At 67.0% G+C, this 12,894-nt stretch carries 10 protein-coding genes; 7 read left to right on the forward strand and 3 right to left on the reverse strand.

Going from position 1 to position 12,894, the window contains the following annotated elements; translation table 11 throughout:
- Positions 1–38 precede the first annotated feature (38 nt).
- Positions 39–635 carry a hypothetical protein gene (locus ATJ93_RS06015; RefSeq protein WP_120243678.1) on the reverse strand — a complete coding sequence of 199 codons (597 nt, stop codon included), beginning with the start codon at positions 633–635 and terminating at the stop codon, positions 39–41.
- Positions 636–853: 218 nt separating this feature from the next.
- On the opposite strand from ATJ93_RS06015, the gene ATJ93_RS06020 reads away from it, so the two are divergent.
- The 4 genes from ATJ93_RS06020 to rdfA all read left to right on the forward strand — a co-directional run bounded on the left by ATJ93_RS06020 (position 854) and on the right by rdfA (position 6,768).
- Positions 854–3,109, forward strand: a complete 2,256-nt coding sequence (locus ATJ93_RS06020) for an NADP-dependent malic enzyme (RefSeq protein WP_120243679.1) — start codon at positions 854–856, stop codon at positions 3,107–3,109.
- Positions 3,110–3,208: 99 nt separating this feature from the next.
- Complete coding sequence (locus tag ATJ93_RS06025; RefSeq protein WP_120243680.1) at positions 3,209–4,381, forward strand: MFS transporter; 1,173 nt, start codon at positions 3,209–3,211, stop codon at positions 4,379–4,381.
- A gap of 108 nt (positions 4,382–4,489) precedes the next feature.
- Complete coding sequence (locus tag ATJ93_RS06030; protein WP_120243681.1) at positions 4,490–5,848, forward strand: glycerate kinase type-2 family protein; 1,359 nt, start codon at positions 4,490–4,492, stop codon at positions 5,846–5,848.
- Between the two features lie 281 nt (positions 5,849–6,129).
- Positions 6,130–6,768, forward strand: a complete 639-nt coding sequence (gene rdfA / locus ATJ93_RS06035; RefSeq protein WP_120243682.1) for a rod-determining factor RdfA — start codon at positions 6,130–6,132, stop codon at positions 6,766–6,768.
- 230 nt (positions 6,769–6,998) lie between these two features.
- Here rdfA and ATJ93_RS06040 read toward each other — a convergent pair whose 3' ends face one another.
- Together ATJ93_RS06040 and ATJ93_RS06045 are read right to left on the reverse strand one after the other, a co-directional pair.
- Positions 6,999–8,078, reverse strand: coding sequence for a Vms1/Ankzf1 family peptidyl-tRNA hydrolase (locus tag ATJ93_RS06040; RefSeq protein WP_120243683.1), 1,080 nt, complete (start codon positions 8,076–8,078; stop codon positions 6,999–7,001).
- A gap of 175 nt (positions 8,079–8,253) precedes the next feature.
- Positions 8,254–9,258 (reverse strand): DMT family transporter, encoded by a 1,005-nt coding sequence (locus tag ATJ93_RS06045; RefSeq protein ID WP_120243684.1) that lies wholly within the window; start codon positions 9,256–9,258, stop codon positions 8,254–8,256.
- A gap of 199 nt (positions 9,259–9,457) precedes the next feature.
- On the opposite strand from ATJ93_RS06045, the gene ATJ93_RS06050 reads away from it, so the two are divergent.
- The 3 genes from ATJ93_RS06050 (at position 9,458) to ATJ93_RS06060 (ending at position 12,865) form a co-directional block, all read left to right on the forward strand.
- Entirely contained in the window at positions 9,458–10,270 is an 813-nt protein-coding gene (locus ATJ93_RS06050) for a helix-turn-helix transcriptional regulator (protein WP_120243685.1), read from the forward strand.
- A gap of 142 nt (positions 10,271–10,412) precedes the next feature.
- Positions 10,413–11,903, forward strand: a complete 1,491-nt coding sequence (locus ATJ93_RS06055; protein WP_120243686.1) for an aldehyde dehydrogenase family protein — start codon at positions 10,413–10,415, stop codon at positions 11,901–11,903.
- 134 nt (positions 11,904–12,037) lie between these two features.
- Positions 12,038–12,865 (forward strand): SDR family NAD(P)-dependent oxidoreductase, encoded by an 828-nt coding sequence (locus tag ATJ93_RS06060; protein ID WP_120243687.1) that lies wholly within the window; start codon positions 12,038–12,040, stop codon positions 12,863–12,865.
- Positions 12,866–12,894 lie beyond the last annotated feature (29 nt).

Below are 12,894 nucleotides of genomic sequence, written 5' to 3' on the forward strand. Positions count from 1 at the left end.
GTGATGGAGAGGATCGTCTCGAGACGGATAGAAGCGAGTTACGTTCCGTCCTCGTCGGTATCAGCGTCCGCGTCACTCCCATCATCCGCGTCGTCGGGATTGACGGCTGCGTCGGATCGCTGGGCGTCCTCCTCGGGGTCGACCGTCGCGTCGCTTCGTTGGAACTCGTCGTCCATATCGTCGGGATTGACTTCGAACCCGGACGCGTCGTCAGTCAGTTCAGACGGATCAGCGGAGAGACCGCGATCGGTCGCCTCGTCGGGCTCCGACTCGTCGTCTTCCATCGGCTCCGAAACGTCCGTCTCGTCCATGCCGCTCATACTCCCCGCGGGTTCGGTTCGGTCGGTACTCGCGTCGGCCGTCGATTCTTCGCCCCCGTCGTCAGGCGCGTGCTCGAGCAGCGATCCCTCGAGTCGGATCGCGTCGTCGGTGACCTCGGCGACGGCCTCGTGGTCCAGCGGCAGGGGCTCGTCGGCGCGACTCTCCCAGCCGATCGACGACTTGATCGAATCCACGGCGTCCGCGTTGGGTCGGACGTAGGCGATATCGTCCTCGACGGTCTCGATCGTCCCGACCCGGTCGCCGTTGGCGTTCTCGACCGGCTTCCCGCGGTCGTCGTCCGTAAACTCGGGCATGGGTAGCGGTAGTCGAATCCGGGCCAAGCGACTGGTGCCTGCAACAGCCGTGGCAGTGAGGGCGAGCGGAGACTACCGGCCACGCACTCGAAGCGGGATTCGGAGCGATCGGCTGACAAACACGCAGAAGTATCGGCCAAAACCGCGGGATAGCGACGGGTCGGTCAGATATCGACGCCACCCCATACGTTTTTGCTTGCATACTGGAAACGGACGGTATGTCACTCGAAGACGACTCCCTCGAGTACCACGCGGAGCGGCCGCCCGGGAAACTCGAGATCAGGACGACGAAGCCCACGAACACTCAGCGGGAGTTGAGCCTCGCGTACTCGCCCGGCGTCGCCGGCCCCTGCCGGGCGATCGACGAGGACCCCGACGAGGCCTACCGCTACACGGTCAAGGGGAACCTCGTCGGCGTCGTCTCGAACGGGTCGGCCGTCCTCGGACTGGGCGATATCGGTCCGCAGGCGTCGAAACCCGTCATGGAGGGGAAAGGGGTGCTGTTCAAGCGCTTCGCCGATATCGACGTCTTCGACGTGGAACTCGACCACGACGATCCGGACGACTTCGTCGACTCCGTCGCCGGAATGGAGCCGACCTTCGGCGGGATCAATCTCGAGGACATCAAGGCGCCCGAGTGTTTCGTCATCGAGGAGCGCCTCCGCGAGCGGATGGACATTCCGGTCTTTCACGACGACCAGCACGGGACCGCGATCATCTCCGGTGCCGCGCTGTTGAACGCGACGGAAATCGCCGGCAAGGACCTCGAGGATCTCGAGGTGACCTTCGCCGGCGCCGGTGCGGCGGCGGTCGCGACCGCTCGATTCTACGTCTCGCTGGGCGTTAAGCGGGAGAATATCACGATGGTCGATATCGACGGCATTCTCACCACCGAGCGGGCAGAAGCCGGTGATCTGAACGCCTACAACCGCGAGTTCGCGAAAGACGTTCCGGAGGGGGGCCTCGAGCAAGCGATGGAGGGCGCCGACGTCTTCGTCGGCCTCGCGGCCGGCGGCATCGTCTCACAGGAGATGGTCCGCTCGATGGCGGCGGATCCGATCATCTTCGCGATGGCGAACCCGACACCTGAAATCGGCTACGAGGAGGCCAAGGAGGCCCGCGACGATACGGTCATTATGGCGACCGGCCGCTCCGATTACCCGAACCAGGTCAACAACGTGCTGGGCTTTCCCTTCATCTTCCGCGGAGCACTCGACGTCCGCGCCACCGAGATCAACGAGGCGATGAAAGTCGCCGCCGCGGAGGCGCTCGCCGACCTCGCGAAGGAGGACGTCCCCGACGCCGTTCGCAAGGCCTACGGCGACCAGCCCCTGCAGTTCGGCCCCGAGTACATCATCCCGAAGCCGATGGATCCCCGTGTGCTGTTCGAACTCGCACCCGCCGTCGCGCAGGCGGCGATCGACACCGGCGTCGCCCGGACCGACCTCGAGGTCGACACCTACGTCGAGGAACTCGAGGCCCGGCTGGGCAAGTCCCGCGAGATGATGCGCGTCGTCCTCAACAAGGCCCAGAGCGACCCCAAGCGCCTCGCGCTCGCGGAAGGAGATAACGAGAAGATCATCCGAGCAGCCTACCAGCTCCGGGAGCAAGGGATCGCCGAGCCGGTCCTGATCGGCAACCGCGACGAGATCGAGCGGACGGCGGACGAACTCGGCCTCGAGTTCGAGCCCGAAATCGTCGACCCCGAGACCGGCGACTACGACGAGTACGTCGACGCGCTCTACCAGCGGCGCAAGCGCAAGGGAATCACCCGGACGGAGGCCGCGGAGTTCATCGAGGACAGCAACTACTTCGCGTCGGTGATGGTCGATCAGGGCGACGCCGACGCGATGCTAACGGGGCTAACTCACCACTACCCGTCGGCGCTGCGGCCGCTCCTGCAGGTCATCGGCACCGCCGAGGACGTCGACTACGCCGCCGGCGTCTACATGTTGACGTTCAAGAACCGGGTCGTCTTCCTCGCGGACGCGACGGTAAACCAGGACCCCGACGCGGAAACGCTCGCCGAGGTGACCCAGCACGCGGCCGACATCGCCCGGCGGTTCGACGTCGAACCCCGCGCGGCCCTCCTCTCCTATTCCGACTTCGGCAGCGTCGACAACGAGGGCACCCGCAAACCCCGGCGCGCGGCCGAGATACTGCGGGACGATCCGGCCGTCGATTTCCCCGTCGACGGCGAGATGCAGGCCGATACCGCCGTCGTCGAGGAGACCCTGCAGGGCACTTACGAGTTCGCCGACCTCGACGAACCGGCGAACGTGCTCGTCCTGCCGAACCTCGAGGCGGGCAACATCACCTACAAGCTGCTCCAGCGGTTGGGCGGCGCCGAGGCGGTCGGCCCGATGCTCGCCGGGATGGCCGAACCGGTCCACGTCCTCCAGCGCGACGACGAAGTCAAGGACATCGTGAATCTGGCGGCGGTCGCGACGGTCGAGGCCCAGCGCTCCGACTGATCTGGAAAGTCGCTCGAGGGGCCGTCGTTCGTCCGCTTTTCCGTCGCTGATTCCGGCCGACAGATACTGCCTCCTCGAGACGGGAGTGGGAACCGTCGCATGGACTGGCGGTACCGCGAGACGGTGCTGGCGCTGTGTACGCTCGCCTTTTTCGCGACGATGGTGGGGCGACTGGCCTTCAGCCCGGTCGTCCCCGAAATCACGGGCGAGTTCGGCGTCAGCAACACTCACGTCGGAATCGCGCTGACGGGCATGTGGCTCGCGTACGCGTTCGCGCAGTACCCGAGCGGGATCCTCGCCGACCGGTACGGGGAGCGACTCGTTATCTTGGCGTCGGTCGGCGGCACCGGCGCGACCTGTCTCCTCGTCGTCTTCGCACCCCATTTCGCCGTCTTCGTGCTCGGGGCGGTCTTGCTCGGTGGCGCCGCCGGACTCCACTACAGCGTCGCGACGGCGCTGCTTACCCGAACGTACGACGATCTCGGAACTGCAGTCGGCATTCACAACGCCGGCGCGCCGGCCGCGGGGCTGATAACGCCGGTCGTCGTCTCCTGGATCGCCGTCCGGTACGGCTGGCGGCCAGCAGTCTCGATCACGGCGGCCGTCGCCGTACCGGCCGCCGTGCTCTTCGCGTGGCGCGTACGGCCGACCGAGCCCCGCCGCCCCGACCAACCGCTCCGGGAGCGACTCTCGCCGGGGCCGATGCTCGAGGTGCTGTCGCGGCCGCCGATCGTCTACACCGGCGTCATCGCCATCATCTTCGATTTCACCTGGCAGGGACTGGCCTCGTTTCTGCCGACGTTTTTCGTCGAATTCCACGGCTACGCGACGACGACGGCCGGCACCATGTTCGCCGGCTATTTCATCGTACAGGGAGTGCTCCAGATCGCCGTCGGCCGAATCGCCGATCGGTTGGGCCGCGATATCGGTATCCTCTGTTGTGCGGCGACCGGGATCGCGGGGCTCGCGTTACTCGTCGTCGGCACCGGCTTGGTGGCGCTCTCGAGCGGTATCGTGCTGCTCGGGACGGGCATGGGCTGGGGCGCCGCGGTCTTCCCGCGGTTCATGGATCACCTCTCTGAAGCCGAGCAAAGCGCCGGCTTCGGACTCGTCCGAACCGTCTACATGATCGTCGCCTCGACGGGCTCGATCGCCGTCGGATTCGTTACCGATGTCGCCGGCTGGGCGGCCTCCTTCGGCGCGCTGGCCGCGCTGCTGGCGATCGTCCTCTGCCTGCTGGCGGCCAATCGAGCCCTCGATCACAGGTATTAAATCACTATTCGCTATACGAAATGCAGCACAACTCGAGAACGTGGCCGCTCTCGAGGGGCGACGAACAGGCTCGGTAGATACATACGGCTCTCCGCGGTACGGCGTCGCATGGCTGATATTCGGTTCCGGAATCGAGACGCGCTCGCGCGGACCGACGCCCACGACGTCGCCCTCGAGTGCCTGCGGGCGGGGATCGAAGCCGCTCACCCGGCCGCGCGGGTCGACGAGACGATTGTCGTTCGCGACGGCACCCTCACCGTCACGACCGTCGACGGGACGACAACCGAGTACGACCTCGATGACTACGACGACGTCCTTCTGGTCGGGGGCGGTAACGCCGCGGGTCACTTCGCGACGGCGCTCGAGGACGAACTCGGCGATCGGCTGACCGACGGCGCCGTGGTCACGGACGATCCGAGCGAGACGGCGACGGTCGACCTGCTGGCCGGCGACCATCCGATTCCGAGCGAGCGCGGCGTCGAGCACGCGTCGAGTGTGCTCGAGATCGCCGAGCGCGCGGACGAGGACGACCTCGTGATCGCGACGATCACCGGCGGGGGCAGCGCGCTGCTTGCAGCCCCCGCCGAGCCGCTATCACTGTCCGATCTGCAGGCGGTCACCGAGGAACTGCTCGCCTGCGGCGCGACGATCGACGAGATCAACGCCGTCCGCAAGCACTGCTCGGCGATCAAGGGCGGCCAACTCGCTCGCGCCGCGGCGCCGGCGACCGTCGCGACGCTCGTCCTCAGCGACGTGGTCGGCGACGACCTGAGCGTGATCGCCAGCGGCCCTACCGTTCCGGATCCGTCGACGTACGGCGACGCTCTCGGAGTACTCGAGCGGTACGACCTCGACGTGCCGGCGGCGGTTCGAGACCACCTCGAAGCCGGCGCACGGGGGAACCGACCGGAGACGCCGACGGCCGACGATCCGGCGTTCGACCGGACGAGCGCGCACGTGCTCGGCAGCGGACGCACGGCGCTCGAGGCGGCCCGCGAAGCCGCCGCGGAGCGAGGGTACGAACCGCTCGTGCTCGCCGCAGGAGTGCGCGGCGAAGCGCGGGAGGCCGCGCTCACGCACGTCGCGATCGCCGAGGAGTGTCGCGAAACCGGCGAGCCGGCATCGCCGCCCGCTGTTCTGCTTTCAGGCGGCGAGACGACGGTCACGCTCGGCGACGAGCCCGGTTGCGGCGGGCCGAACCAGGAGTTCGTCCTGAACGGCGCGCTCGACCTCGAGGCCGACGGGATCGTGGTCGCGAGCGTCGACACGGACGGGATCGACGGTGCGACCGACGCCGCCGGTGCGATCGCGGACGCGACGACGGTGCCGGATGCGGAGGGGCGTGCCGCGCTCGAGCGCAACGACGTGTTGCCGGTGCTCGACGAGGCGGACGCCCTGCTCAGAACGGGGCCGACGGGGACGAACGTCAACGATCTCAGGGCGATCGTCGTCGAACCGGTCGAATGACGAACGGTCGGTAAGCTCGGCAGCGATTCGGACGTACGGCGCTGGCTCTCGAGTTATTTCCGCCCGCCCTCGAATGCCCATACTGTACTCTGTTCGATGAGTTTCCATTATTTCCATATCGTGTACCATTATTCAGCGGGGGCAGAAGCGTTTCAGCGTCGAACGGAGCGCCTAATCAGGGGGCTCGCGATACCGATCGGCGCCGCCTGATTACGTCAGTATTGCTGTAAACTGTCCGTCGTGCGGAAACCTTTTTTAGCGATGGCGGGTAGCATTCGGTAGTGACCGACACGAAGCCCGACGACCGCACCAGCGAGCCGTGCGGCTGTAAGGTCGGACGCATCGCCGACCAGTACGCCCTCGAGGGGCTCGACGACGAGCTCGTCCGCTACTGGACCGACCGGACGGAGGACCGCTACAGCACCCGCGACCTCGCGGAACACGTCAACCAACGGGTCCTCGCCGCCGCGCTCGACGAGGCCGGCCTCCAGTACAAGGACGGCGAAGTCGAGAACACCTACCGACTGCTCACGAGCGACGACGTCAGCAGCGGGACGCGCGTCCAGACGCGCAAGGAACTCGAGCGCGACGCCGTGCCGATCGAGGACGTCGAGAGCGACTTCGTCTCCCACCAGACGGTCTACAACCACCTGACCGACTGTCTCGAGGCGTCGCTCGAATCCCCCAGCGACGAGGAGCGACTCGAGCGAAGCCGGGACAAGCTCGGTGCGCTTCGGAACCGGACATCGGCCGTTACCGAGGACACGATCGACCAACTCGAGCGGGGCGACGTCCTCGACATCGGGGAGTTCAACGTGCTCGTGAACGTGACGGTGACCTGTGAGGAGTGCAAGACCCAGTACACGGTGCAGGATCTGTTCGATCAGGGTGGCTGTGACTGCCAGCAGTCCGCGGACTGAGTGCGCCCGATCGGTGATCGCTTACCGTCGCCGCAGTTCGCGACGTCTACTGGTCCTCACGTCCACCGGGACAACTGCAGCTCCGCTTTCGACACGTAGTTTCAGATCCGAATGATACTATTCGTTCTGGTAGCTCGAGCCAAGAGCGTGCGGTACTGTTCGGCAGGGGTGACTGTGGAGGTTCGGAGACGAGGGCAGCGGAATGCGTGAACCCCACCGTCGGTGTCCGTTCAGTCGATCGCGAACCGCAACAGCGCGCCGACGCCGTCGAAGGCCTCGGCGAAGCGGCTCCCGTCCGGGAAATCGTCGGGCACGACGACCGTCTCGCCGCCCTGTTCCATCGTGCGGTCGCCGAACGCCCGGAGCTGCTGGCCCTCGAGCGCCGTCGAGAGCAACAGCGTGTCCACGGCGTCGTACTCGAGCGCGTCGTCGACCTCGTCCGTGCCGTAGGCGACGGCTGCGTCGTCGTCGCGGACCGCCTCGAAGAACTCCTCGAGCGCGTCGCGGGCGTCGCGCCGATCGCGTTCGTCGATCGCCGACTGGCCCTTCTCCGCGAGTTGCCGAAGGCCCTGTTCGCTGGCGTACTCGACGGCGAACTCGCCGAGGAGCCGGTCCTCGAGTCGGTGATCGAGGTCGGCCTCCTCGCGGAAGTCCTCGACCGTGCCGGTCGTACCGCCGAGGAGGACGCCGTCGACCGGGCCGCTCTCGCAGAACTCGAGGACGGCGCGCTCGGCGACCTCGTCGAAGAACTCGCGCTTTTGCCGTTCGCGGTCGCGTTCGAACCGCTCGGCAGACTGACCGCCGGCGCTGGACTTGCCGGGGACGTCGCTGTCGAAGATCTCGATGGGTTCGACGCCGGTATCGTCGAGTCGGCCGAGGGCGGCGCCGCCGCGCTCGACGACGAGCAATCCGTAGGTCGAGTCGGGTTCGGCGACGGCCTCGAGCGGGGAGAGGTCGAACTCGTTGGCGTACTCGTAGATCGACTCGTCGATCGCCACGGGGAGGTCGTCGAAGACCGCTGTCACGAGATCGCCGTCGGGCGCGCCGGCGTAGATCGCGAGGCCGTTCTCGGGGACCTCCTCGTAGTCGTTCAACTCGCTGCGAACGGTCTCGAGAGCGTCGGTCAGGGGCTCCGGGAACGACTGTTCGTCGAGTTGCGTCGCTTCGGCGTAGTCGGTTTCGACCGGCTGGCGGGCTTCGCCGATCGATTCGTCGGGCGGGACGGCGAGCGTCACGAGGATATCGCGGTCGGCGTCGGCCGACGAGAGACGGTCGAGTCGGTCGTGGAGTTCGTAGTTTGCCATCGACATACTAGCTGAGCACGTCGATACACCGGCAGAGCCCGTCACCGGTGATCGACAGGTACGGACGGTAGGCCGGGGCCGGAGTTGAGAAATCGGCTGGCGTGCTCAAGTACGAGTCACCTCGAGCGTTTCGAGAAAGCGGCCGACGGCGGGGGCTGCTGAGGACGGCGGACAGAACCGGTTAGTCCGAGCGGTAGCCGCGCGGCTCCTCCTCGATCGGGGGGCGGTCGTCGTCGCCCGATTTCCCGGACCCGATCGGCACGTCGAACGTGAGGCCGGGCAGCCGCGAGCGGACGGCGATCGATTCGCTGCCCAGCACCGCGAAGCCGGCGAAGATCGTCAGGAAGCCGACGGCGGCCGACGGCGCAATGTGCTCGCCGAGCAGGGCCCAGCCACCCAGCGTCGAGACGGCCGGCACGACGTAGAAGATCAGATTCGCGCGGATCGCGCCGGTCGAATCGAGCAGGGCGAAGTAGGCGATGTACGCGAGGACGCCGGCGAAGACGCTGACGTACGCCAGCGCCGCGATCGCACCGGGGGTCCACGCGATCGACGCGGCCGACTCACCGGCCAGCGCCGAGAACCCGTGCGAGAGCGCGGCGGCGAGGGGCAGTCCCCACGCGATCCGAACCGTGCTCGAGACGGTCGCGTCGGCCCGGCGGATGAGGACGGCGCCCAACGCGGCGCTGATCGCACCGGCGAACAGAATCGCCTTGCCGACGGCGTCGCCGCCGAGCAGGTTCGCGGGGTCGGGGCTGACGACGAGGACGACGCCGAGCAGACCCAGCACCATCCCGATCGCGCCGCGAGCGGAGAGTCGCTCGTTGGAGAGGAGCACGGCTGCGAACACCGGCGTCAGGATCGGGTTGAGGCTGAAGACGATCGCGCCGACCGCGCTGGTCGCGTACTGCTGGCCGACGAACAGCAGCGAGTTCGAGAGGCCGATCACGAAGACGCCGGTCGCGACGATACCCAGCGCGTCGCCCCGCGTCGTCGGCAGGAGGTCCTCGCGCGAGACCGTGACGGCGACGTAGGCAGCCATCAGGGCGGCCGCGACGTCGAACCGCAGCGCGACGAACAGCAGCGGCGGGAAGAACTCCAGTCCCGCTTTGGCCGCGACGAACGTCCCCCCGAAGAAGAGACTCGAGAGGACGAAAAAGGCGGCCGTTCGGCGATCTACGTCCACGAGGAGATCACCTCGGCGTCCGATGCTCCGGGGAGGGAGAGCGTGAGAAGCATATCTATCGGTAGGGGTGTTAGGGGCATAGTTTTGTTCAGAAAATATTTCACGGCAAGAAATAGGCGGGTCGGCGTTACGCGCTTTCACGTAGTGAAATTATTTCACGGGGCGAAAGCTGTTTACCGACGCGGACGCGAGTACCCGTATGAACGCGACGGACCCGTCGGCATCGGCGCTCGAGGAGATCGAGTTCCTCGCGCTCTCGGCGAACCGCGTCGACGTGCTCCGACTCCTCTCGGAGGGGCGGTACACGCGGACCGAACTGGCACAGGAAACGGGCGCGTCGCAGGCGACGCTCGGCCGCATTCTGGGGGATTTCGCCGATCGCTCGTGGATCACGCGAGACGGCAGCGAGTACACCGCGACGGCGACCGGCCAACTCGTCGCGTCGGGCTTTACCGACATGCAAGACATCCTCGAGACCGAGCGGCGGCTGCGGGGGATCGTGGAGTACCTGCCGACCGAGACGTTCGAGTTCGATATCCGGCGACTGGCCGACGCGCGGATCACCGTGCCGAGCCAGACGCGGCCGAACGCCCCGCTGCAGCGCCTGCTCGCCTTGCTCGAGGATGCGACGGAGGTCCGAGCGGTCTCGCACGCCTTTAACGAACAGAACCTGACCACCGTCCAGGAGCGAACCGAGACCGGCGAGCAGACCTTCGAGGGCGTCTTCTCGCGGGACGCGATCGACGCGCTTGCAGACGACTCCGCGCTGCGGACGCAGTTGCGGGAACTGCTCGAGACCGACCGCGCCACCGTCCGTATTTACGACGACGAGATCCCGCTCGCGGCGATGATCATCGACGACGTCGTCTACCTGCTGGTGCGCGACGAGCAGGGAATCCTGCGGGCGTCGATCGACAGCGACGACGACGAGATTCGCGCGTGGGCTCGCGAGACGTTCGACTCCTACTGGGAGGGAGCCGCACCGCTCGAGGCCGACGCGCTGTCGTCCTGACGGCGGTGCCGTCGACGCGGCGACCACGAACCCAGCGACGATTCCCGTTCTCGTTCGGGCTCGAGAACCGAGAAGGGTTCGAAGCCGGCGGCGTGTTCGCTGGCCGAATCCCTTTTACGATATTCTACCAAGTGGTAAACGCATGGTCGACAGCATTGCTATCGAGGCCGACTGGGACGTCCAGTACATCGACGGCGAGTGGACCGCGGGCGAGAGCGAGGAGACGATCGCGGTCGAGGACCCCTCGACCCGCGAGACGGTCGTTGAAGTCCCCGCAGGAGTCGAAGCCGACGTCGACGCGGCGTACGAGGCGGCCGCCGCCGCGCAGGAGGAGTGGAAGGACCAACCGCCGGCCCGTCGAGCCGAGGTCATCCGGCAGTTCCACGAGGCGGTGGAGGAGCACAGCGAGGAGATCGTCGACCTGCTGGCCCACGAGGTCGGCGGGTCGCGGATCATGGGCGAGACGTCCATCCACATCGCGGGCGACCACGCCACCGAGGCGGCGACGCTCCCGCGGCGGATGAAAGGCGAACACGCCGCCTCGAACATCCCCGGAAAGGAGAACATCGTCCAGCGCGAGGCCAAGGGCGTCGTGACGGTCATCTCGCCGTGGAACTTCCCGCTGAACCTTTCGATGCGAGCGGTCGCGCCCGCCATCGCCGCGGGCAACAGCGTGGTGCTCAAGCCCTCGACCAACTCGCCGATCACGGGCGGGCTGCTGTTCGCGAAGCTGTTCGAGGAGACCGACCTCCCCGACGGCGTGCTGAACGTCGTCACCGGCCGCGGGAGCGAGATCGGCGACCGCGTGGCGAGCCACCCCGAGAGCGACGTGGTGGCGTTTACCGGCTCGACGGAAGTCGGCCAGCACGTCGCCAGCCTCGCCGGCGAGAACCTCGCCGTCCCCGCGATGGAACTGGGCGGCAACAACGCCTTCGTCGTGACCGACGACGCCGATCTCGAGCGCGCGCTCGACGGCGCGACCTTCGGCTCGTTCGTTCACCAGGGCCAGGTCTGCATCTCGATCAACCGCCACATCGTCCACGAGGACATCTACGACGAGTACGTCGAGCGCCTGACCGAGCGCGCCGAGGAACTCCCGGTCGGCAGCGCCCACGACGAGGAGACGATCGTCGGCCCCATCATCGACGAGTCACAGCGCGACGAGATGCTCGAGTACGTCGAGGAGACCGTCGACCAAGGGGCAACGCTGGAAACCGGCGGCAAGACCGTTCCCCTCGAGGGCGTCGACGACTCGCTGGTCGTCGCGCCGACGGTCCTCTCGGACGTGACCAACGACATGGCCGCCGCGTGCAACGAGCACTTCGGTCCCATCGCACCGGTCATCCCGTTCTCCGATATCGACGAGGCCGTCGAGCTCGCCAACGACACCGAGTTCGGTCTCTCGGGTGCCGTCCACGCCGGCGACCTCGAGGTCGCGAAGGACATCGCGGACCGCATGGAGACCGGCAACGTCCACATCAACGACCAGCCGATCAACGACGAAGCGCACGTCCCCTTTAGCGGTATCGGCGCGTCGGGGATGGGATCGTACAACAGCGACGCCTTCCTCCGCGAGATCACCGAGACGAAGTGGATCTCGATCCAGCACGAGCCGCGGGAGTACCCCTTCTAAGCGCCGCATTCCCCGCGGTACGACCCAAAACGGCTGAGACGGTCGGGACGGCCGTATGATCGGCCGGTCCCTTTCTCCGACTCGCGATTATCTGCATCCCTTACACTGAAGAGAACCCTCGTTAGAGTTGACATATGGGCGCGTTAACGTACGACTTCGACGACGAGACGGTGATCGTGACCGGCGGCGCATCGGGGATCGGACGCGAAGTCGCGACTCGCTTCGGCGAGGCGGGCGCGACGGTCATCGTCGCCGACGTTCGCGAGGAGCCCAAACGCGAGGGCGAGTCCACGCCGACCCACGAGCGCATCGAAGACGCTGACGGTCGAGCAACGTTCGTCGAAACCGACGTCACCGACGCCGACGACGTCGCGGCCGTCGTCGAGGCCGCCCGCGAGTTCGGGGGCGTCGACGTGATGGTCAACAACGCCGCCATCTACCGCCACGGCTCGGTGCTCGAGACCGACCTCGAGACGTTCGATCGGCTCCTCGAGATCAACGTGCGGGGCGTCCTCGCGGGCACCCGAGCGGCCGCCAGGGACATGCTCGCCCGGGACGAGCCGGGAACGATCGTCAACACAGCGTCGATCAGCTCCGAGTACGCCCAACTGGGCCACTCGATGTACGACAGTTCGAAGGGCGCGGTGATGATGCTCACCCGCGTCGCCGCGCTCGAGCTCGCCCCCTACGACGTCCGCGTCAACGCCGTCGCGCCGGGGATCGTGAAGACGGCGTTCGGCGCCGAGGGCCCGGACCGCTCGCGGGACGAGGGGCTCATCCTCGAGGACGCCGACGTTCCGGACCCGCTCGAGCGCGAGGGCGAGATCGGCACCGACATTCCGATGGGGCGGATGGCTGAACCGGAGGACATCGCGGGGCCGTACTTGTTCCTGGCGAGCGACGACGCCGAGTACATGACGGGCCACCTGCTGTACGTCGACGGCGGGTACAGCATCCTCTAACGGCCGGATAACGAATCTCGGTATTGAGA

Source organism: Halopiger aswanensis (assembly GCF_003610195.1).
GTDB lineage: Archaea > Halobacteriota > Halobacteria > Halobacteriales > Natrialbaceae > Halopiger > Halopiger aswanensis.